The 22,148-nt window shown below is 38.0% G+C and carries 21 protein-coding genes and 1 pseudogene; 5 read left to right on the top strand and 17 right to left on the bottom strand.

Annotated features, from left to right (window positions below):
* Nucleotides 1–14 precede the first annotated feature (14 nt).
* From KW850_RS17045 to KW850_RS16970, 16 genes are all read right to left on the bottom strand, one after another.
* Nucleotides 15–926 carry a ketopantoate reductase family protein gene (locus tag KW850_RS17045; protein WP_098934794.1) on the bottom strand — a complete coding sequence of 304 codons (912 nt, stop codon included), beginning with the start codon at nucleotides 924–926 and terminating at the stop codon, nucleotides 15–17.
* Between the two features lie 632 nt (nucleotides 927–1,558).
* Nucleotides 1,559–2,326 (bottom strand): class II aldolase/adducin family protein, encoded by a 768-nt coding sequence (locus KW850_RS17040; RefSeq protein ID WP_098934795.1) that lies wholly within the window; start codon nucleotides 2,324–2,326, stop codon nucleotides 1,559–1,561.
* Between the two features lie 92 nt (nucleotides 2,327–2,418).
* Nucleotides 2,419–2,820, bottom strand: coding sequence for a MaoC/PaaZ C-terminal domain-containing protein (locus KW850_RS17035; protein ID WP_218348779.1), 402 nt, complete (start codon nucleotides 2,818–2,820; stop codon nucleotides 2,419–2,421).
* Complete coding sequence (locus KW850_RS17030) at nucleotides 2,817–3,266, bottom strand: MaoC family dehydratase N-terminal domain-containing protein (RefSeq protein ID WP_098934797.1); 450 nt, start codon at nucleotides 3,264–3,266, stop codon at nucleotides 2,817–2,819. Before KW850_RS17030 ends, KW850_RS17035 begins: the two co-directional genes overlap by 4 nt.
* 20 nt (nucleotides 3,267–3,286) lie before the next feature.
* Complete coding sequence (locus KW850_RS17025; protein WP_098934798.1) at nucleotides 3,287–4,051, bottom strand: beta-ketoacyl-ACP reductase; 765 nt, start codon at nucleotides 4,049–4,051, stop codon at nucleotides 3,287–3,289.
* A 54-nt stretch (nucleotides 4,052–4,105) separates the two neighbouring features.
* Nucleotides 4,106–5,284 (bottom strand): acyl-CoA dehydrogenase family protein, encoded by a 1,179-nt coding sequence (locus KW850_RS17020; protein WP_218348778.1) that lies wholly within the window; start codon nucleotides 5,282–5,284, stop codon nucleotides 4,106–4,108.
* Nucleotides 5,285–5,358: 74 nt separating this feature from the next.
* Nucleotides 5,359–6,072: an ABC transporter ATP-binding protein gene (locus KW850_RS17015; RefSeq protein WP_306573013.1), complete on the bottom strand. Its 714-nt coding sequence runs from the start codon at nucleotides 6,070–6,072 to the stop codon at nucleotides 5,359–5,361.
* Nucleotides 6,056–6,859: an ABC transporter ATP-binding protein gene (locus KW850_RS17010; RefSeq protein WP_098934801.1), complete on the bottom strand. Its 804-nt coding sequence runs from the start codon at nucleotides 6,857–6,859 to the stop codon at nucleotides 6,056–6,058. Before KW850_RS17010 ends, KW850_RS17015 begins: the two co-directional genes overlap by 17 nt.
* Before the next feature lies 1 nt (nucleotide 6,860).
* Complete coding sequence (locus tag KW850_RS17005) at nucleotides 6,861–7,853, bottom strand: branched-chain amino acid ABC transporter permease (protein ID WP_218348776.1); 993 nt, start codon at nucleotides 7,851–7,853, stop codon at nucleotides 6,861–6,863.
* Entirely contained in the window at nucleotides 7,853–8,722 is an 870-nt protein-coding gene (locus KW850_RS17000) for a branched-chain amino acid ABC transporter permease (protein WP_180247623.1), read from the bottom strand. The genes KW850_RS17005 and KW850_RS17000 overlap by 1 nt, the downstream gene beginning before the upstream one ends.
* A 132-nt stretch (nucleotides 8,723–8,854) precedes the next feature.
* On the bottom strand, nucleotides 8,855–10,003 hold the full coding sequence (locus tag KW850_RS16995; RefSeq protein ID WP_218348775.1) for an ABC transporter substrate-binding protein: 1,149 nt from the start codon (nucleotides 10,001–10,003) through the stop codon (nucleotides 8,855–8,857).
* Nucleotides 10,004–10,298: 295 nt separating this feature from the next.
* Nucleotides 10,299–11,753 carry a CoA-acylating methylmalonate-semialdehyde dehydrogenase gene (locus KW850_RS16990; RefSeq protein WP_218348774.1) on the bottom strand — a complete coding sequence of 485 codons (1,455 nt, stop codon included), beginning with the start codon at nucleotides 11,751–11,753 and terminating at the stop codon, nucleotides 10,299–10,301.
* Between the two features lie 65 nt (nucleotides 11,754–11,818).
* Nucleotides 11,819–13,537 carry a thiamine pyrophosphate-binding protein gene (locus tag KW850_RS16985; RefSeq protein ID WP_098934806.1) on the bottom strand — a complete coding sequence of 573 codons (1,719 nt, stop codon included), beginning with the start codon at nucleotides 13,535–13,537 and terminating at the stop codon, nucleotides 11,819–11,821.
* A gap of 67 nt (nucleotides 13,538–13,604) precedes the next feature.
* On the bottom strand, nucleotides 13,605–14,630 hold the full coding sequence (locus KW850_RS16980; protein ID WP_218348773.1) for a zinc-dependent alcohol dehydrogenase: 1,026 nt from the start codon (nucleotides 14,628–14,630) through the stop codon (nucleotides 13,605–13,607).
* A 73-nt stretch (nucleotides 14,631–14,703) separates the two neighbouring features.
* A complete protein-coding gene (locus tag KW850_RS16975) occupies nucleotides 14,704–15,468 on the bottom strand; it encodes an SDR family NAD(P)-dependent oxidoreductase (RefSeq protein ID WP_098934808.1) in 765 nt (254 codons plus the stop codon).
* A 355-nt stretch (nucleotides 15,469–15,823) separates the two neighbouring features.
* Nucleotides 15,824–16,708: a LysR family transcriptional regulator gene (locus KW850_RS16970; RefSeq protein ID WP_098934809.1), complete on the bottom strand. Its 885-nt coding sequence runs from the start codon at nucleotides 16,706–16,708 to the stop codon at nucleotides 15,824–15,826.
* A 484-nt stretch (nucleotides 16,709–17,192) separates the two neighbouring features.
* Here KW850_RS16970 and KW850_RS16965 point away from each other — a divergent pair, with 484 nt between their 5' ends.
* The 4 genes and pseudogenes from KW850_RS16965 to KW850_RS16950 form a co-directional block, all read left to right on the top strand.
* Entirely contained in the window at nucleotides 17,193–18,365 is a 1,173-nt protein-coding gene (locus KW850_RS16965; protein ID WP_218348772.1) for an MFS transporter, read from the top strand.
* A 57-nt stretch (nucleotides 18,366–18,422) separates the two neighbouring features.
* Nucleotides 18,423–19,373, top strand: coding sequence for a phosphotriesterase family protein (locus KW850_RS16960; protein WP_098934811.1), 951 nt, complete (start codon nucleotides 18,423–18,425; stop codon nucleotides 19,371–19,373).
* Nucleotides 19,374–19,601: 228 nt separating this feature from the next.
* Nucleotides 19,602–20,417 (top strand): tripartite tricarboxylate transporter substrate binding protein, encoded by an 816-nt coding sequence (locus KW850_RS16955; protein ID WP_218349000.1) that lies wholly within the window; start codon nucleotides 19,602–19,604, stop codon nucleotides 20,415–20,417.
* 217 nt (nucleotides 20,418–20,634) lie between these two features.
* Nucleotides 20,635–21,038, top strand: a pseudogene (locus KW850_RS16950) (tyrosine-type recombinase/integrase); the annotation flags it as partial.
* Nucleotides 21,039–21,150: 112 nt separating this feature from the next.
* Here the strand turns inward: KW850_RS16950 and KW850_RS16945 are convergent.
* A complete protein-coding gene (locus KW850_RS16945; RefSeq protein ID WP_218348770.1) occupies nucleotides 21,151–21,534 on the bottom strand; it encodes a DUF5906 domain-containing protein in 384 nt (127 codons plus the stop codon).
* 218 nt (nucleotides 21,535–21,752) lie between these two features.
* On the opposite strand from KW850_RS16945, the gene KW850_RS16940 reads away from it, so the two are divergent.
* On the top strand, nucleotides 21,753–22,148 hold a 396-nt coding region (locus KW850_RS16940; protein WP_483862186.1), incomplete at its 3' end, for a terminase gpP N-terminus-related DNA-binding protein.

The following is a 22,148-nucleotide window of genomic DNA, read 5'->3' as shown; positions in this document are numbered from 1 at the left end:
TGGAATCTAAAATTTTATTGTTTAATTGTTTGATAGTTTAATAAATGATAGATTGTTTCAAGGACTGGTGTTTCCACTTGCAATTCCTTTCCTTTTTTCACGATATAACCGGCGATGGATTCAAGTTCAGGTGTTTTCCCTTTTAACTTATCCTGAAGCATCGAGGTATGGTGATTTTTCGCCAGGCTACCTTGAGCAAATATGGTTTCGTAAAAATCTTCATCGATCTCAAAACCTAGTGCTCTTGCTACAGCAATGGACTCTTTACAAATTTTGACCGCAGTAGAATGTATACCGTCATTTTCAAACACGGCGCCTACTTTAGACTCAATTAGAGCTGTTATAGGATTAAAGGTGACATTCCAAAGCAATTTTTTCCACTTTATTTCTAAAATGTTCCTTGAGGTAAATGTTTCGATGTTTGCAGCATTAAATTTAGCTGAAATTTCGTTTACCTGTTCAGTCTTCTCCTCATCCAAAGCCCCGATCAACAGTCTTGGCGGAACACCAATTTGTTTAACGGCACCGTCTTCGGTTACAATTGCCTGAATGTAAGTGGCACATGATAGAATTCGTTTTTCACCAAATATGGAAGCAAGAATTTCTTCATTATCTACCCCATTTTGAAACGTCATAATGAGAGAGGATTCTTTTAAAATCGGAAGAAATTTCGCAGCAACCTCGGTTGTGCTTGTTGATTTCACACAAAATAAAAGCAGGTCAATCTCTGAAAATGATTCATATTGATCAGTAAAGATTCCATCTACCGTAAATCGATCTACTTCACTTTCAATCAATAAACCTTTTGAATGCATTCTTTCAAGATTTGAACCTCTTGCCAAAAAAATGACCTCATGTCCGGCCTTTTGTAATAGTCCGCCAAAATAACCGCCAACGGCACCGGTGCCTGCAACCCCTATTTTCATAAAACTTCCTCCAAAATATTATGCATTACTCTAAATGGATTTGTTGAGTTTGATTGATAGGATAAAAGATATAAAATCCCCCACTTAATTACCTTGAGGTCCTTTTTTCTTGCTAGCGGGCATTAAGAGACCCTCTTAATTACCTTGAGGTCCTTTTTTTCTTACCCCCGGGCATTAGGAGACCCTCTTAATTACCTTGAGGACTCTTTTTTCTTACCCGCGGGCATTAGAAGACCCTCTTAATTACCTTGAGGACTCTTTTTTCTTGCCCCTGGGCATTAGGAGCTCCTCTTAATTACCTTGAAGTCCTTTTTTTCTTGCCCGCGGGCATTAGGAGACCCTCCTAATTATCGTGAGGACTCTTTTTTCTTGCCCGCGGGCATTAGGAGACCCTCTTAATTACCTTGAGGACTCTTTTTTCTTGCCCCTGGGCATTAGGAGCTCCTCTTAATTACCTTGAAGTCCTTTTTTTCTTGCCCGCGGGCATTAGGAGACCCTCCTAATTACCGTGAGGACTCTTTTTTCTTGCCCGCGGGCATTAGGAGACCCTCTTAATAACCATGGGTTCCTTTTTGCTTACTTTCGGGCATTAGGAGCTCCCCCTCCACTCTTCTAACCAACTTCGGGCAAAATCAATCCAATAAATCTGGCTGCTCTTTCACAATCCGATTCCACAATGGCTGGAATTGGAACCAGCCTGCTTCATGGGTTCCGACGGTTTCATACGTTGAAGCGGCATTTAGATCATCAATAATCACAGGTGACCCTACTCCCTCTGCAAGCAATTGCGCCTGGCAGGAACGTTCCATTGTAATAAACCACCAGGCTGCTTCATCCACCGATCTTCCGACTGTCAAAAGCCCATGATTTCTAAGAATACAAGCCTTTCGATCTCCTAGAGCTTTTCCAATCCGACGGCCTTCTTCAATGTCCAAAACAACTCCAGTAAAATCATCAAATAATGAATGATCATTATAGAAGGCACAGGCGTCTTGAGTAATCGGGTCAAGGAGTCGGCCGAGAGATGACCATGATTTACCATAAACCGAATGAGCATGGGCAGCGGCAATGACATCAGGACGTGCGGCATGAACTTGTGAATGGATGGCAAACGCAGCACGATTAACGGGATAATTCCCTTCAACAACAACACCATCATGGTTACAAAGAATTAAGTCAGAGGCTCTAATCTGGCTAAAGTGCATCCCAAACGGATTTACCCAAAAATGATCCTTCCGCTCAGGATCCCGTGCAGTTATATGTCCGGCGACTCCTTCATCAAAGCCAAATTTAGAAAATAAGCGGAACGAGGCCGCTAACTTTTGTTTTAAATGCAGTCTTTCCTCTTCAAATGAAGTGAAAACTGGCGGCTTATAGCTCAAAACCATTTTTGCAGACATATCATCACCCTTTAAAAATTGATAGTAATAAACCCAGCATAAGAAGAAATCCTTTTAATGCCGGGCTCTAATTTCAATTTCTGATCATCTAGTTAGTATTGGTGATACACTACTTCACCCTTTAAAACATCGTTGCCTTGTTGATTCACCGCTTGTACAGTGAAGCGCAATTTATTTTCCTGCTTTTCCTTCAAAGTCGCTTTGAGGGTAACGACATCATTCAAAAATACCATGCCTTTAAAACGGATCGAATAATCTTCGATGAAGCCTTCATCATAGTATTCCGTAAACAGCTTTGCCAGATTTCCCATCGTCCACATGCCATGAGCAATAATGCCTGGCAGTCCCGCCTTTTTCGCCTCATCGTCGATTGTATGAATCGGATTAAAATCCCCTGAAGCACCCGAATATTTAATCAGGTCCATCCTTGATACAGGCTCTAATTGAATTTCTTTAACCGATTCGCCAATGTTTAATTCAGTAAGTGTACTCATCGGGTCAACACCTTCCTCACCGCTTCAGAAATGACAACCGTTGAGGTTGAACTGAAAATGGTATTTCCTGCCGCATCATCGCCATAGCTTTCGAGAACGAGGAAGCCCATTTCACCAAAATTACCTTTTTTCTCAAAGTAGTTCTTTACCTTTGAATAACAATAAACCTCTTCACCCACTAATAAAGGACGAACGTAATGAAACGTTTGTTCACCGTGAATTAATCCTTTGTTAGGAAGGTTTAAGCCTTCAATTACACCGTAATCAAAAACCCTTGGAAAAGTTGGCGGGGCAATATTCTTTCCATATCTAGACTTTGCGCCAACTTCCTCATCAAAATAAATGGGATGAAGGTCGCCAATGGATTCCGCAAATTTCTTTACGGCTCCCCTTTCAACAACATTTTTTACCTTGTTAGACTGTTTGCCAATTTGATCTTTAAACAATTCATCTCCACCTCACCTAATTAACATTTTGGTCCGCCGGCTACATAGATGACTTGCCCACTTACGAACGATGATTTTTCATCTGCAAAGAAGGCAACAGCATTAGCAATATCCTCAGGCTTGCCACTTCTGCCCACTGGAATATTTGAAACACTTGCTTGAATTAATTGTTCAAAAGAAATACCTATTCTTGCAGCAGTTTCTTTTGTCATATCGGTTTCGATAAATCCAGGGGCTACAGAGTTGGCGGTAATTCCATATCTTCCAAGCTCAATTGCCAATGTTTTGGTAAAGCCTTGAAGACCTGCTTTGGCAGCAGCGTAATTGGCTTGGCCGCGATTTCCGAGAGCCGAAGTGGAAGATATATTAATAATACGTCCGTATTTTTGCTCGACCATATATTTTTGCGCAGCGCGTGCAGCATTGAAAGAACCTTTCAGATGGACATCCATTACGGTTTGCCAATCAGAATCTGTCATTTTAAACAACAGATTATCACGAATCACACCGGCATTATTGACAAGGATATCAATTGATCCGAAGGTATCATGTACCTCTTTGGCAGCTGCCTCCACCTGCTCAGAATCCACAACGTTGGCAACTTTGGTATAAACTTCATAGCCCTTTTCTCTTAATTCATTTGCTGTTTCACTTAATGCCTCTTCGTTTAAATCGATGATGGCTACCTTTGCACCTTCGCTTGCAAAAAGCTCAACAATCCCCTTTCCAATACCACGGCTGCCTCCAGTTACAAATGCAACTCTTCCAGCAAATCTTCCTGCCATTTCTCTTCCTCCCAAAATAAATATTTCTAATTAGACAACGCTTTCAAAAAGCTTTTAAACGTATTGACCAACTTTCACATGCCCTTTAAGAAGGTTACGAGAAATGATCATCCGCTGAATTTCATCTGTTCCATCGTAAATTCTCCAAAGTCTAGCTTCACGGTACCAGCGTTCAATCGGCAATTCTCTTGTATAACCCATGCCGCCATGAATTTGCAGCACGCGGTCAACGACTCTGTTACCCATATTGGCGCCATATAATTTAGCCATAGAAGCCAAATGTCGGTTGTCTTCACCTTGATCAAGCGTAAATGTCGCATTTAATACAAGCCAGCGGGCCGCTTCAATTTCAACTGCAGAATCTGCAATTTGCCATTGGATTGCTTGGCGCTCAGCTATTGGCTTGCCAAAGGTAATCCGTTCCTTGGAATAATCAATCGCCATTTGTAATAAACGTTCTGCAGCACCGACAGCCCTTGCACCCACGATCCATCTTGCAAAACCAATCCATTCTAATCCAAGGTTATAGCCTTTGTGAAGTTCACCGAGGATATTTTCCTCCGGAACACGAACATTATCAAAAACCAAACCAGCTGGACCCCATTCACCCATAGTATGTATATACTCAGATTTCCAGCCCATTTCACGGTCAACAATAAAGCAGGTTACGCCTTCACGTCCACGAGTCTCCTGATGCTTTTGTTTATCAGTAATGGCAATTGCCATTACGAAATCTGCTTCATTTCCGCCTGTAATAAAAGTCTTTTCACCATTAAGGACCCATTCACTACCATCTTTAACGGCCGTCATTTTGATATTCTGTGTATCTGAGCCTGCGCCAGGTTCGGTCATCGCAAAGCAGGACTTCTTATCACCATTGATAGTTGGAATGAGATATTTCTTCTTTTGTTCTTCATTCGCATAGTAAAGGATATTATCAGCAGAACCGCCGAAAGAAAAAGGAACGAATGTTTTGGAAACTTCCATTAATACAATTGCCATCATCATCTGACCTAAATCGGCACCGCCATATTGCTCTGGAGTATTAATTCCCCAGAACCCAGCTTCTTTAGCCTTTAATTGCAGCTCTTTCAATTTCCCTGGCGGTAGACTTGGTTTGCCTTCGCGTTCATTTCTAAGAACATCGTTTTCTAGTGGTATTAATTCTTTTTCTACAAATCTTCTAATTGTTTTTTGCACCATTTTCTGTTCGTCTGTCAGACGCAAATGCATAGTAATCACTCCATCCTTATTCTTGGAATCTAGTTTTTTACCCTTAAAATAATATGCAATGACACATTAGATTATTAGAGTCCCAAATATGCAGCTTTAATTTCCTCATTCTTTAATAAAGAACTAGCCTTGTCTTCAAGGACTATTCTTCCCATCTCTAAAACATAGCCTCTATCTGCCATTTTTAAGGCCAAGTTCGCATTTTGTTCTACTAGCAATATACTATGGCCTTTCTCATGCAAGGTCCGAATAATACTGACTACATTTTGTACTAACACAGGACTTAAACCTAATGAGGGCTCATCAAACATCAAGAGCTTAGGCTCTGACATGATTCCTCTCCCAATGGCTACCATTTGCTGCTGTCCACCGCTTAAACTGCTGGCAAGTTCATTCCTTTTCATGTACACATCTGGAAAATATTCATAGACCTTTTCCAGTAACTCTCGCAAACTTGCACCTTTTTTCGATTTCTTGTATCCCATTTCAAGATTTTCTTTTACTGTCATATCAGGGAACAATTGTCGTCCTTCTGGGACAAGCGTAATCCCAAGATTGTTGGTCTTATAATATGGAGAATTTGAAATATTTTCTCCATAATAATTTATTTCACCCGATTCTATTGGTTCAATCCCTGCAATTGCCTTAAGTGTTGTACTCTTGCCCGCTCCATTTGCACCAATTAAGGCAATCATTTCTCCTTCATTAATATGGAGAGATATTCCTTTAACCGCTTTAATAGGACCATATGAAACATGAACGTCCTTTAACTTAAGCAAATTCCACACTTCCTTCCTCTTTTGTGTGGTGATCCTCATCAGGAGTACCAAGATAAACCTCGATTACCTTAGAATTATTACTAATCTCCTTTGGAGTGCCTTCCGCTAATTTTGCACCCTGATCTAGAACAACAATATAATCACAAAGATTCATTACAACCTTCATATCATGTTCCACAATTAAAACTGTAAGGCCTTTTGTTTTTAGTTTTTTAATAATTTGAACTAGTTTAGCGGACTCCGTTTCATTCATGCCTGCTGCTGGCTCATCCAATAGTAATAATTTTGGATTAGCAGCTAGGGCAATCGCAATTTCTAGCTTTCTTTGTTCACCATACGGAAGACTTTTCGCTTGTTTTTCTTGCTTATCTTCTAATTCCATTAGCTTTAATATTTCAATTGCTCTTTGTTTACTCTTATTTTCCTCTTCGATGTACTTTTTCCGATTAGTAAAGGCGTATTTTAATAATCCCTTCACTTCCAAATGCTGCCCCGTCAGAATGTTATCTAACACAGAAAGTTCTGAAAACACGCTTGTATGCTGAAAAGTTCGAACCATTCCTAATGATGCAGTCTGATGGGCATTCAATTTAGTTATATTGGTACCGTTGAAAATTACTTCTCCCTCTGATGGTGGTAAAAAGCCACTTATCAGATTAAAACAAGTCGTTTTTCCAGCACCATTGGGACCAATTATACCAACTATGCTTTGCTCCTCAACTGTAAATGATATATTTGAATTCGCACTTAAACCTCCGAACCGTTTACTTAAATTGGAAACTGATAATAAAGTCAAATTATGACACCTCCTTTTCTTTCTCCATGCTACTTTTTAAATGTTGTTTAGGCTCTTTATCCTTTTGCATTTTTGTACTAATCACTTTAATCAGATTGGCAATCCCCTTAGGCATAAACTTAATCGATAAAACTAATATGATACCGAATACAAGTAGTTGGACTTCCGGGGACATCCACAAGAATTCTGGAATAACTGTGAAGATAAAGGCACCAAACAATGGTCCTAGCAAGAATCCTTTTCCACCGACAATTACCATTAATAAAGCTTCAGTTGTATAATGGACGGATAAAAGATCAGGGGTAATAATTCCAACAAAAGGTGCGTACAATGCCCCAGCCAACCCCGCAATAATGGCTGAAATCGTAAAAGCAATAATTTTATATTTAGAAACATGAATTCCAATTGAACTTGCTAACAGACTTCCTTCTTTTATGGCTAAAATTCCTCTCCCAAAAGGTGTACTTAATGTGAATTTAATAAAATAGATGACTCCTACTAACAATAGACAAACAAAGTAGTAATAAATCATTGGATCAGTAAGAGAAGTTTGCGTAAAGGGTATTATTGGAGAAGAAACACTTAGCCCCATGGCGCCTCGGGTAATATCTGTCAGATTAAGAATGATTAGGCGAAACACTTCTGCGAATGCCAGCGTAATGATGGCAAAGTGAACACCTTGGAGACGAAGTGATAAAAATCCGACACACATTCCAACAAAGCCGGTTAATACTAAGGCAAGGAGTAAACTAATAAAATACGGAAATTCTAAGCTTTGATTTATTAAGGTCGTAAAGTATGCACCTAAGCCAAAAAACGCAGCATGACCAAATGATATTTCACCAATGTAACCGACAATAAAGTTTAGGCTTAAAGCAAAGATCGAGAAAACCCCAAATGTGATGATAATATTTAAGTAATAAGGATTATTAAAAATAAATGGGAGAGAAATTAAAATTAGTAATATTAGGATGAAAGGCAGCTTCTTTTTCATTATTGTGACCTCCTTTGAAATCCAAAGATTCCCTGAGGACGAATTAATAATACGAGAATCAAGATTACATAACCAATAATATCCTTCCAAGAGTTCCCCACTAAGGACGATGCCCCTGTTTCAACGAATCCAAGTAACATTCCGCCGATAATTGCCCCAGGAACACTACCTAACCCACCCAAAATAACGATGACAAAACCTTTTAACATAACACTCGTACCCATTGTGGGTGTTACATAGGTGGTTGGTCCGATGAGGATTCCAGCAAGTGTGGCTAATAAAACCCCAAAGATGAAGGTAAAGGAATAGATTCGTTTAATTGAGATCCCTGAGACCATGGCCCCCATTCTATTCTGTGATACGGCCCGCATGAGTTTCCCTAAATGACTGTGCTTGATAAAGAGATTTAGCAACACGATGACCACAATACCCAAAAGGACAATGACTATTTTTTGTTGAGTGATAAAAACATTTCCAATATGTACGACACCGTTAAACGGACTACTTATTTGCCTCGGAGTCGTTCCATATGCAATGGCAACCATGTTCAATAAAACAATACTTAAACCAAAGGTGGCAAGTAATGAGTTTAAATGATCGGTATCAAGTAATGACCTGAGCGTAAATTTTTCAATCAACCATGCAATCAAGCAAATGATGATGATAGTCACAATTCCTGCCTGGAAATAATTTAACCCTAATTCTTGTTGAAGGATATACGATCCAAATGCCCCAAGCATATAAAATTCACCATGGGCAAAGTTGATCATTCCTAATATTCCGAAAATTAACGTTACTCCTAAAGCAAACAAGGTATAAGTTAATCCAATAACTAACCCATTCGCTACTAATTGATTGATAATTTCCAAAAATATATCCACCTTTCTTCCTTTTAAATATAAGTATCATTCTTTATTCATTATGGAAATAAACAAGGAAATCATTGAATTTTTAACCAAATAGCTTCTCCAATAGAAGCTATTTGGTTAGTGTCTATCAATCTACTGTTGATATGGAACTACTTTACCATCCTTAACAGTTAATGGGATAACTTCTCCTAAAGCTTGGCCGTTCTCAAACTTTAAATCACCTCTTGGTGACTGCCAATCTTCACTTTCTAAAGCTTTAGATATAGCCTTATAGTCAGTGGACGATCCTGCTTTATCCATTGCTTTTGCCACAAACCAGATGGATTCAAAACCTAACATTTCCGTTTTTTCCGGTTTATGATTGTATTCTTTTTCAAATGCGGCTACAAATTCTTTGTTCATCTCATTATCAATGGTATTTTGATATAGGTCGGCAGAAATGATTCCTTCTGCAACATCACCTGCTAACTCCACCATTTTTGAATTGATACAACCGGGTGCTAGTAACTTCATCGTGTTATTAAAACCAAGCTGATGTGCTTGTTTGAAAATCGCTGAATTTATTTCAATGCCAGCACCAACAACATATAATGCATCAGCATTGGCTGACTTTAACTTTGTTAACGGGTTAGTAAAATCTGTTTCAGTAAAGTCAAAAAACTCAGTTGCGACGATTTTGGGTTTCCCACTACCAGACCAGTTTTTCTTCAAGGCCTTTAATTCAGCTTGACCATAATCAGTGTTTTCAGCGATGACCGCAACCGTTTTAGGTTTAAGCTGTTCTGCAATAAACTTGTGGAAAGCCTTTCCATCCATATCATTGGTACTATTTAGTCGGAAACGGAATGAATCACGGTCGGTCATAATCTCTGGAGCTTTTGAAACAGTAACAACATTTAATAATTTATTTTTAGCAACATCTTTTGTTGCCATGGTAACGGAACTGTTTGCCCCTCCAGTAATGGCATTAACTCTGTCACTTTCAATTAATTTCTTAAATTTCGTTACACCTAACTCCGGCTTTGATTGATCATCTTCAGTTACTAAGGTAATTTTGCGTCCTTTTAATATCCCGCCATCATCATTAATCATTTTGGCTGCCAATTTCGCACCATCTAATGTTTGCTGTCCATACAGGGCTGCTGGTCCTGTCAATGGAAGAACCGCACCAACTTTTATGTTTCCGCTTTCATTTTTACCAGAACCATTTGATGACTGTGTACATGCTCCTAAAATTAAAACCAATACTAACATTAAAGCTGTAAGTATTCTCTTCCTCATAATTACTCCCCCTTTAGTTTAACTACTTTTATAACTTGCAAGTTCCATGCCAATCATAATACCTAAAAAACGGCCTATTCTACGTTTCGATTTAGAATTTCACCTATATAATAATCCACCCTTTACCGGGATTAACGTACTTTCATTGAATAAAACAGGTCTCTTACATCGTTTGAACTCTTTAGTTATTAAAATAACAACATAATACCAATAATAAAAATCATTGAAGCGACCTTTTAAATTCTAAAAAGAATAATAAGGTCGCTTAATCAAATACCATTTACACACTTATGTTTTAATATCTTGCCGTCACCATTTTCTTTCTTGTATAGAACTCCACTCCGTCCGTACCATTCGCATGAAGATCACCGTAGAAAGAATCTTTCCACCCGGAGAATGGGAAAAACGCCATTGGTGCTGGTACTCCAATATTAACTCCTAACATACCAGAGTGGATGGTTTCACGAAACTTACGTACGCTTCTGGCATCGTTCGTATAGATACAAGCACCGTTTGCAAATCTAGAATTGTTTGCAATTTCAATAGCCTCTTCTAATGTTTTGACGCGTATTACAGATAATACTGGTGCAAAGATCTCATCCTGCCAGATTTTCATTTCTTGTGTAACATGATCAAAAATAGTCGGTCCAACAAAATAACCATCACCTTTTACCGCTGCGTCTTTCCTTCCGTCACGAATGAGGCGGGCTCCATCTTGAACGCCTGATTCAATATAGCCCAACGTGCGCTTCTTATGTTCATCACGTATCACTGGCCCTAGGAATACGGTTTCTTCCAATCCGTTTCCGATTACGATGTTGTTCGCTGTTTCTACTAATCTTTGAATCAGTGCATCTGCAACTTCTTCCTGTACTGTTACAACAGAGGCAGCCATACAGCGCTCACCTGCAGATCCAAATGCTGCACTAAAAATTTGGGAAGCAGCATCTGCAAGATCCGCATCATTTAACACGATGGAGTGATTTTTTGCACCTGCTAATGCTTGAACACGCTTCAAATTTTCCGTTCCCTTTTTGTACACGTATTCTGCCACTGGCTGTGAGCCTACGAATGAGATTGCTTTGACAAGTTTATGCTCAAGTAACCCATTTACTACATCATGCGCACCGTGAACGATGTTCAAAACACCTTTTGGTAATCCTGCTTCATTAAATAGCTCCGCAAGACGGTTAGCTAAAAGTGGAGTACGCTCTGATGGCTTTAAGACAAATGTGTTGCCGCATGCAATTGCAAGTGGAAACATCCAACATGGTACCATCATTGGAAAGTTAAACGGGGTAATACCGCCTACCACTCCGATTGGATAACGATACATACCAGATTCAATATTAGTAGCTATATCTGGAAGTTGTTTTCCCATCATTAATGTTGGTGCACCAGATGCAAATTCTACACACTCAATTCCTCGTAATACTTCACCATGGGCTTCTTTGAAACTTTTTCCATTTTCAATAGTAATTAATCTAGCAAGTTCATCCCAGTTGTCTACTAACAATTGCTGATATTTAAATAGAATACGAGCACGCTTTGGAACTGCGACTTGTGACCATGATTGAAAGGCTTCGTTTGCCACTTGTACGGCTTTGTCTACATCTTCTTTTGCAGAAAGAGGTACTTCTGCGATTATTTCTCCTGTTGCAGGGTTATAAACAGGCTGTGTTTTAGTAGTAGAACCTTCTACCCATTCTCCCCCGATATAGTTAAACAACACTTTTGATTGTACTAACATACTAAATTCTCTCCTTTAGATAAAATTATGGAAAAACAATAACAACATCTGAATGAAAGAAATGTTTAGTATGCTTGACTAGTTACTGGTCCTTGTTTCGCCTTTTTCATGGCCTCACGATAAGGCATAGTTGGAGCTTGCCATTCATCTGTATACACATTAATTACACTTGGACGGTTTGCTGCAAGTTCACGTTTCAAGATTGGTCCTAAATCTTCTATGTTTCGAACGTTTTCTCCAACGATTCCATAACTTTCAGCAATCGTTCCAAACTCGTAACTTCCTAACTCAACAGATTGATTATTTCTATCGAAATTAAGTTGCTGTGTCCATTTTGACCATGATAAAACTGCATTATTAAAGACTACATTGATAATTGGTAAATTTAGTTGTTTAAGAGTTGCTAGTTCACCAACATTGTAACTAAATGCACCATCACCGCTAATAGCTATTATACGTGATCCTGGACGAGCCATAGCTACTCCAAGAGCAAATGGCAGAGAAGAACCTAATCCCGCAGCTCCACGTGGAAGAATGATTTGACGACCTTGTCTTTTTAATTCCAGGAAACCTCCAGCCCAGCCACTTGAAAAACCAGCATCGCAAGTAACAAAATCATTTTCTCCCAATTGGTCCACTATAGCTTGAACAGCAGCTTGAGGCCAAATAGGATTATTTTTACTGTAGCACTCCTCAGTGCGAGCTAGTAACCACTTCTCTTTTTCTACTTTGACTACATTTAACCATTCACTAGAAGTTTCGAAGTTTGAACCCTTCAACTCCACTAAGATTTGTTTTAGGACTTCGCGTGCATCTCCCCATAATGCAACATCTGCGTTAATCACTCGTCCGAATTCAGCAGGATCCACATCGATATGAATTAATTCCTGATCCGCTCTTGGCCAAGTCCAACGATAAGAGCTATTTTGAGAATGCTTATATCCAATTGCAAGAATTACATCTGCTTGGTCAGCAACTACTTTTGCACATGGACTTCCTAGCTCACCCAGTACTCCAAGGCATAAGTCACTAGTTTCAGCCACACTTCCTTTACCAGTCAATGTCGTTACGACTGGAATCTTATAATTCTCTGATAATTGGGCAATCTCATCATAAGCTTGAGAAAGTTGAAGACCTCCGCCTGCAAGAATAATAGGCTTCTTAGCAGCTGTAAGGAGATGTACTGCTTTAGCAATTTCAGATTCAGGTGCAGAACATCTGAATTTAGGGTGATTACTAGTTCCTGATAGCGGTTCCAAATCTGTTGTCGCTTGGAAAACATTTTGAGGTATCTGAACAACAACTGGGCCAGGACGACCTGAAACTGCCGTATGAATAGCAGCACCTACTACTTTAGAAAGCATTTCAATACTTGGAACATTAAATGTCTCTTTAGCAAAAGGCTTTAACATTTCAAGTTGATTTCCACCTTGGCTAATACGTCCATATTGTTGCAATAGAACAGAATTTTGTGGGTGATCACTTACAAGTACTAGAATAGGTACTGAACTATTAAAAGCTTCCATTAGTCCGGAAGGGAATTTAGTAGCTCCTGGGCCTACAGTAGCATCACAAACACCAATTCGACCTGTTACTCGCGAAAATGAATCTGCTGCTAAACCTGCTGTAGTTTCATCTCTAATCAAAATATGAGTGATATCTTCTTTACGTTGATATAATGCATCATAAAATGCATTTGCCTGTCCCCCTGGCATTCCAAAAACATGAGTTACTCCATGTCTAATAAGTGTATCAACTAACATATAACCTCCATGACGCTGCATAACTATTCCTCCTATGAATTAGTATTTTTATAGAAAAGATATGGTTAGAAATCTACTAAGGACCAACTTATAGCTTAAAGAGTACCTTGGTCTGCTCTTTGTTTTTAAAAGCTTGAAAGGCCTCTTCCCACTGCTCTAGGTAATAAAAATGATCAATCAGACGTGAAAAATCGACTTTTCCATCTTGAACAATACGAATCGAGTTTTCCCAATCAAGTTTCGTGTGTCCAATACTCCCAATAACTTTAATTTCCTTATAACCAATTTTCATAAAATCAACAGTTATGGGTGTGCTCCGAGTGCCTATTTGTACATATTGGCCGCCTCTTCTGCATAACTCTAAACCTTGATTTACGCCTCCTGCAGTCCCTGAGCACTCCAAAACAATGTTTGGGCCTTGGCCGTCTGTTAAATCCAATAATGAAGCCTCACTATTATTTTGATCAGAAACTAAAACCAAATCAGCTCCCACTTTTTGAGCTAACTCAAGTCTCTTCTTGTCTTGCTTAAGTCCAGCTACAACAACTGTAGCACCGTAAGCTTTACAAAGAAGTACTGTCATAAGTCCAATCGGCCCAGGACCAATCACAAGGACCACATCGGATGGCCTAATTGTAATTTGATTCAAAGCATGTACCACTACTGTAAAAGGTTCTAATAATGCTGCTGTAACCAAATCAATTTCTTTAGGCAGAACGTGGATTTGATCTTTATTAACTTTTACATATTCAGTAAAAACTCCATCATGATCAAAACCAATTCGAGTCTTTTCCGTACAAAGGTTTTCTCTTCCTCCAAAACATGATTCACATTTCCCGCATGAAGAATAAATCGTACGGGCCACAACATTCGTGCCGATCACTAAATCCTGCACACCAGTACCAACTTCTGCAACTTGACCACTAAATTCGTGTCCAAGGACCAAAGGATTCTTATAAGCATGATAATGTCCATCATATATTTTCATGTCCGTTCCACAAATGCCGGCAAAGTGTATTTTAATGACCACTTCATTATGGCCCGGTTCTGGTTTAACTACTTGTTGCAATAAAACATCTCCAGGATCAAAGCTTTGTTTAAGTAAGGCTTTCACCAATAATTCCTCCAATTCATTTCAATGAAATGCTTCCCTGGTGTATTTTAACAATCCCCAACAAAATTAATTACTATATCATCAATCTTCCACCATTTATGTCTATAACTACTCCAGTAAGATAACTTGATTGAGGAGTAACTAGAAATAGAATAGTATTTGCCACCTCTTCAGGTGTTCCTAGTCGTCTTAATGGAATATTATTTATTATTTGTCGGTTTACTTCTTCTGCAACATCTTTAATCATTGGAGTGTCAATGCGTCCTGGGGCAACTGCATTTACATAAATTCCACTTGGACCGAGTTCTCCAGCCATTTGACGCGTAAGAGAAATAAGACCTGCTTTACTAACAGCATAATGAGCTCCAGTAACGGCACTATAGGATCTTCCAGCTTGAGAGGCAATATTCACAATATGACCACTTTGATTTTCCTTCATTAATTTAACAGCAGCCTGCGAGGTATAAAATGCTCCATGTAAGTTGATGTTTATCACTCTATGCCATTCTTCTACATCCATGTTTTCCACTGGAACTCGTCCGTTTTCTCCTTTTGGAGATATACCCGCACCATTTACCAGAATGTCCAATCGCCCAAACGTATCTTTTATAACCTTTGCAACAGATTCAACACCTTTTTGATCTGAGACGTCTAGTTGAATGGGTAAAGCCTCGACACCTAAATCTTTTAATTGGATAGAAAGGTCCTGAGCACGGTCGAAATCTATATCAGAAACGACTACGTGACTACCTGATCTTGCTAAAGCTTTACATGCCGCACCTCCTATACTCCCGGTGGCTCCTGTTATCCAGCTGACAGCATTATTTAAATTCCCCATATAGTCGCTCCTTTGGAAATGGTAACAATTTAATAAAAAACAAATTGTTACTAATTTTATTTGTTTAATGAGATGTAAATTGTTAAAGAATCAAAAAATAAACGTCTAAAGGGATATACCTCCTATAATTTTTTGAACATTTTGAATTTCATCCTTTGATAAAAGTGTAAAAAATAGTTATCAATATGTAAAATACCAAAATGATATGTTATCCATATGTAACTCGTATGTTTTATGAATATCAACGTAAAAACCCAATTTATAAAAATAACAATACCTAAGTCTAAACAGTTATAAAAAATCCATCTCCTAAAAAACAGAGATGGGAATGTTTTTTCTACTAAACTAAGAAACGTCACTTAATAGCGCAATACTTAGTGATTAAGTTCTTTAATTTTAATACCGTAGGATTCGTCTCATTTTGCCGCCATATAACAGCAGTAGGTATGTAAATCTCCGATTCTCCAAATGGTACTATTTCTAAACCATCTGTCGATTGGTAACAACCAGACTGCGGAGCAAGTCCGATTCCCGGTCCATGTTTCACCATCTTAAGAAGTGTAAGAACAGTTTCTGTATGTCCGATGATAGTAGGTTTTATCTTAGCTTCTTCAAACCTCTGGACAATTTGTGCGAAAGCACTATGGGTAGTACTTCCACGAATTAAAACCAATGGCCTCCCCTTTAAATCCCTCGGTAAAATTTTCTCCTTTGCAATTAATGGATCATCTTTACGAAGAACAACTCGAATAGGATCGTTTCCTAGGATAGAATAATTAAGTTCTGTATTATGGATAGGTAAACGAGTAATCCCCAAATGAGCTTCTCCACTTTGTACTAATGAAACGATTGTTTTTGAATGGCCTTCTTTAATTGAAAAATGAATATTTATGTTTTCGCTCCATATATGTGCCAACGCCTCACCTATCGTAGCCGAAAAAACGGGTAAAATAGCTAACGTAATATTTCCCATAACTAAATTTTGAGGATCTGATAAATAGCCAAGAAGTTCATGATATTGACGAAGGATAGGAGTTACCTTTTGTAAAAGGAGTTTTCCTTCTTCAGTCAAAATGACTCCCTTTTTGTGTCGTTCAAATAACATTACCCCCAGATTATTCTCCATATTTAGAATTTGTTGGCTAAGGGGTGGTTGTGACATGTTTAATTCCTTAGCAGCCCTTGTAATGTTTCCTAACCTTGCCACTGCTTCAAAATACTTAAAATTTCTAAAGTCCACTCGTTTTCACCTGACCTATCCATATATTCTAAATTTTCTGATTAATATAACCATAGTTTATTTTATCATTTTTTCAATTATCATATGCTGGGGATATGATATTAATATTAGAAATATATTGTACATTTGTAAAGTGTTTGTTTATCATAAGAATACAAGATTATGAAATATCAGTATTTTGTCAAAATTGAAAGATTTATTAACTAAACGTAGCTGTATGGTCATTGCTGATGATTTTTTCTTCCGCTTTCAATAATCATGCTTTTCTCCTTATTCCCATTTGCTCTTGAAAAAAATTCAAACGCTTACATTTAGCGAATGTTCTAAATTTATTTAAAAGGAGGTTCTACAAAACTTTAGAGATAAAGCTTTTACTTAATATGCGAGGAGGAAAATGATGATTTATTCTTCAAATGTAAGAAATGACCCTGAAGTAGGAAAAACCTAATGGAAAAGTTTATGGACATCTTTTGCAGGCTGGTGCATGGATTCAATGGATGCCATGCTCTTGGCCCTTGTTATTCCACTTTTATTAACACAATGGAATATGTCAACTGGAGAAGCAGGTCTTATTAGTTCTGCAACATTAGTAGGAATGATGGTAGGAGGAATTGGCTGTGGCATTTTGGGTGATTATTTTGGCAGGGTAAGAATGTTAACATTTACTGTCATCTTTTTTTCAATTTTTACTGGTATTTCAGCTTTTGCACAAGATCCAGTACAGCTTGGAATTTTTCGATTTTTTGTTGGACTTGGATTAGGAGGCGAATGGGGACTTGGAGCCTCACTAATTTCTGAATATTGGCCAAAAAGGCATAGGGCAAAGGCAACTTCTTTTGTTCATAGTGGTTATCCTGTAGGGTATGCTATTGCGTCATTACTTGGATTCTTAATTTTACCTGCATTTGGATGGAGAGTTCTGTTCCTAATAGGTATATTGCCTGCATTTATTATATTAATGTTTAGGAGAGGATTAAAGGAACCACCAAATTGGAAGGAAAAAACAAAAAAAGTGAAGGAAGAAAAAAGTACCTTTACTCTATGGATGCTTTTTAAAGATGGTTACGCAAAACGAACTATATTGGCAAGTTTACTTTTACTGTTTAATTTAGGCGCATATTGGGCTGCTTCGTCTTGGATACCCACTTTTTTAGTGAAAAGTCATAATTTGTCGCTTGGGATGGCAAGTTGGTTTCTAATCGTTTTAAATATTGGTGCTGTGTTTGGTCACCAAGTTGGTGGATATTTATCAGATAAATATTCTAGAAAGTTCACTTTATTGCTAGGACAATCTCTTTCAATCGTACTTATTATCGCCTATATGCTCATTCAAAATATAACCTTCCTTTTTCTAGTAGGAATCATATTTGGTTTCGTTATTTATGGTTATTGGGGAACATTCGGCGCTTACCTAGGAGAATTATATCCGACACATTTAAGATCAACTGGGGTTGGACTTACATTTAATATAGGACGGATAGGAGGGGCTCTTACACCTACTATTGTAGGATTTATGGCAGAACATATGCAACTAAGCGGTGCAGTATTAATCTTTGGATCTATTTGTTATGTATTTGGAATTATAGTTACTATTCTAAATAAAACTGAACAGGTCACATCCGAATATTCTCATGATGAATCTGTTATGGATATGTAAAAGAATACTGTTTTGCACCTTACTTATCTAAGAAACTATAAAAAGGAGATTCATACGATGAAATATGTGAATACTGTAACTGGTAAAATAGATTTTTCAGAACTTGGAAGGACATTAGTACATGAACATTTACGAATTTGTTCTGAAGCTGTACGCGTTCAGTTTCCTCATATTTATGATGAAGAAAAAGAATTTAAGAATGCGGTAGAACAAGTAAACAGGGTAAAGATGCAGGGGATCAAAACCATTTGTGACCCGACAGTCATGGGGATTGGAAGAGATGTTCACTTTATGGAAAAGGTTGCCCTTGAAACAGAGATGCAGATTATTTGTGCAACAGGAATTTACACATTTAACGATCTCCCCCAACATTTTCAAAATAGGAATATTGATTACATGGCACAAGTTTTTATCAGAGACATAGAAGTTGGTATTCAAAATACTTCGATAAAAGCAGGATTTCTGAAATGTGCAACAGACGAACAGGGATTTACCCCTGATGTTGAAAAAGTAATACGAGCTGTGGCACAAGCTCATCAAGTAACGGGTGTGCCCATCATGACACACTCACATCCACAAAGTATGAATGGAATTAGGCAACTGGAAATTTTCAGGGAAGAAGGTGTTGCGCCCAATAGTATTCTCATTGGACATACTGGGGATACAGATAACTTGGAATATATAGTAAAAGTTCTTTCTTATGGAGCGTTTATTGGAATGGATCGTTATGGAATAACCGCCAGAATGTCATCTGAAAAACGAAATACAACCGTTATCGAATTGGTTAAGCAGGGTTTTTCAAATAGAATGTTTTTATCTCAGGACTACTGTTGCTCTACGGATTGGTTTCCGGAAAGCGAAATGAAAAAAAGACCCAAGTGGACGATGTCTTATATTATGGATGAAATTGTCCCTGAATTAATCGAACTAGGAGTCACTGAAGCACAGATTAAAGATATGATGCTTTTGAATGCACAGAGATGGTTTAAAGGCAGTGATGAAATCTGATCAACTTTAGAAAAATAATTGTCTTGTCTTCAAGCAATAAGAAAATTGTGGGGAGTGGAGTAGATAATGAAAAAAATAAAATTGAAAAAACTTTTTTGGGCATTCTGGTTGATCTCTACAATACTAGTAGGCTGTAACTCAAATCAAACCTCAGAATCTACTCAATCAAATTAAAAGTCTGCATCTACTGAAACAAAACTCGATTTCCCTAAAAAATCTCTTAATCTAATCGTTCCTTTCGCTGCTGGTGGTAGTACGGATACAGTAGGTAGAGCGGTTGCAGAATCAGCCCAAAAATACCTTGGAGAATCCATGGTTGTTGTGAACCGTGCGGGTGCAAGCGGAACGATTGGAGCATCTGAAACAGCAAAAGCAACTGGAGATGGATATACTGTCGGCCTTGTTACCGGCACAACACTTACGGTGCAGCCACTATTAAAACAATTAGATTACAAAATGGATGATTTTAAATTTATCTCAAGTGTTGTGTATAATCCATTACTATTGGTTGTAGATGGCAAGAGTAAAATCAATTCCATTCAGGATCTCATTAACGATTCAAAAGGAAAAACGCTGAAAGTTGGCCATCCTGGGGTAGGTACAGTAAATGATTTGGCGCATGCTGCCTTATTTAACGCTGCCGGAATCAAAACAACAAATGTTCCATTTAAAGCAAATAATGAATCCATTGCGGCAATTATTGGGGGGCATATTGATATTGCAGCAGTACATCCAATGGAATCAGCAGAATACATTCAAAATGGACAATTAAAGGTTCTGGGTATCTTTACACCTGAACGACTTGATTTATTTCCAGATGTTCCAACTATTGCAGAGGAACTAGAAAAAGCCGGAATTGATTTTGAATTTAAAGATCACGACTTCTCCGCTTGGTATTACTTAGCAGTTCCTAAAAATACACCTGATGATATTGTGACGTATCTACAAGACAATATGAAAAAGGTTTTAGTCGATCCTCCGGTTAAAAATTCCCCTGTAAGCAATGAACAAGAACAAGAAGACATTACTATCAAAACATCATAATCCTAAAACCTTTACTAGCTTGAATTAATAAGGAAAAACATGAGCTGACCCAAAAAGTCGTGAGTCACGGCTTTTTGGAGTAAGCTTTTCTTTTGTTTTACAGAGTATACATAGGATTTGAAAATTGAATGTGAGAAGAGTCAGGTTTTATGACAACCCAACAGGAAGCGTTTCTTTCGATCAATAAGGCACAACTGGTACAAGGAATGTTACTGGGCGTACTTGGTGTAAACAGACAATGCTGTCATTTGGTAAAAATGACTTTGTTTTTATTTCATATCAAACGGGAACTCCTACAGGAGAAAACACCATCAAGTATAGCTTTGACAGGATCATCAAAAAGACAGGTTTAAAATCCATCACACCTCATGGGTTACGCCATACCCACGCAACAATCCTAATCAGTAAAAAACAGTCTGTTAATGTGATAGCTGAACGGTTAGGAAATATTCCTCAAATGATTTGGGATACTTATAGTCATAACTACAAAGCCTTGGAAGAAGAATCTGTAAATTTTTTCGGAGGTACTAAATTTATAAATTAGGGGAGGTTTTAAAAATACAGCCTTCAACCCCCTTGAATACTAGGGTTTTAACGAATGTAGATGATTACTCACGTTAATTGATTTGCTCTTTAAAGAGCATTGACAAAAACCCTAGAAACCGCGTTATATCAACGCTTCTAGGGTTTTTTCTTTTATTTCTGCTTTGTATAATCATGTATTCTCCTCTAACTATTTGGGGGAGGTATTGGGGGCTGTTTGGGGAGGATTTTCCAACTGTGCCTTTATGTGAGCCTGGTTAAATATCTGGATTAAAACAATTAGCTGTTCATCTCTGCCCTTGTATTCAGCATAAATATAATCATCCCCTGTTAAGGCTTTTATAAAGGATGAATTTTTAAAGAAAGAAGCGTCAATATCAGCAAAGGCATTAAGGTGTTTTCCATACAAGTGAACCCTTCCGAATTTTTCATTTTCTAATGTATCAAGCGTCATATTGGAAACATTCTCTTTCTCGCCTAATATGGCACTGATAAAGTTAATCAGTACGCTTTTTCCGTTACCGCCTGGCCCTTGTAGGAGTAAAAACTTCTGGAGCGGATAACCTTTAATCAAGCAAAATCCTAACCATTCAAAAAAGAACTCTATTTCTGGCGAATCCAAAACTTTTGAAAGAAAAGCATATGCTTTATGCGGTATAATATCGCCCTCTGCTTGCAAATCTTCATCATTGTAATCAACGGTGATAAAATCCCTAATAACAACGGTTCCAAATTCCCCTAAAATAACGGAGAATTAGTTTCGATACTAGATAAATCGGAGTGGAGAAACTAATGATCAAGATTGGGGAATTTTTTATGATTAGAGAATTATATCAGAAAGGATGGACTATTAAAGCAATCTCTGAGGAAACAGGGTTTGATCCAAAGACCATACGAAAATACATAAATCAAGAAAGTTTACCTGCTAAAAAGAAGGTGGACACTAAAGGAAGTAAACTAGATCCTTATAAGCAATATATTTTGCAAAGGATAAAAGAAGGAACCACTAACTGTGAGGTATTACTCGATGAGATTGGAGCTCTAGGTTACTCAGGTAAGACGACTATATTAAGGGATTATGTTAGGCCATTTAGAGAAAGTCCAAAGAAACAAGCAACCTTACGGTTTGAGACTCCTCCAGGAAAACAAGGACAGATGGATTGGGCTCATGTAGGAAAATATGAAGTT

It is taken from the genome of Bacillus sp. sid0103 (assembly GCF_019219025.1).
This window is presented reverse-complemented; position numbering and strand designations above follow the sequence as displayed.

Bases quoted from the DNA above. Each gene is read 5' to 3' on its own strand.
- KW850_RS16995 (WP_218348775.1), bottom strand. From the start codon at position 10,003: ATGAGGAAGAGAATACTTACAGCTTTAATGTTAGTATTGGTTTTAATT.
- KW850_RS17005 (WP_218348776.1), bottom strand. From the start codon at position 7,853: ATGAAAAAGAAGCTGCCTTTCATCCTAATATTACTAATTTTAATTTCT.
- KW850_RS17020 (WP_218348778.1), bottom strand. From the start codon at position 5,284: ATGCATTTGCGTCTGACAGACGAACAGAAAATGGTGCAAAAAACAATT.
- KW850_RS16965 (WP_218348772.1), top strand. From the start codon at position 17,193: ATGGATTCAATGGATGCCATGCTCTTGGCCCTTGTTATTCCACTTTTA.
- KW850_RS17045 (WP_098934794.1), bottom strand. From the start codon at position 926: ATGAAAATAGGGGTTGCAGGCACCGGTGCCGTTGGCGGTTATTTTGGC.
- KW850_RS16990 (WP_218348774.1), bottom strand. From the start codon at position 11,753: ATGTTAGTACAATCAAAAGTGTTGTTTAACTATATCGGGGGAGAATGG.
- KW850_RS17035 (WP_218348779.1), bottom strand. From the start codon at position 2,820: ATGAGTACACTTACTGAATTAAACATTGGCGAATCGGTTAAAGAAATT.
- KW850_RS16975 (WP_098934808.1), bottom strand. From the start codon at position 15,468: ATGGGGAATTTAAATAATGCTGTCAGCTGGATAACAGGAGCCACCGGG.
- KW850_RS17040 (WP_098934795.1), bottom strand. From the start codon at position 2,326: ATGTCTGCAAAAATGGTTTTGAGCTATAAGCCGCCAGTTTTCACTTCA.
- KW850_RS16960 (WP_098934811.1), top strand. From the start codon at position 18,423: ATGAAATATGTGAATACTGTAACTGGTAAAATAGATTTTTCAGAACTT.
- KW850_RS17025 (WP_098934798.1), bottom strand. From the start codon at position 4,051: ATGGCAGGAAGATTTGCTGGAAGAGTTGCATTTGTAACTGGAGGCAGC.
- KW850_RS16985 (WP_098934806.1), bottom strand. From the start codon at position 13,537: ATGCAGCGTCATGGAGGTTATATGTTAGTTGATACACTTATTAGACAT.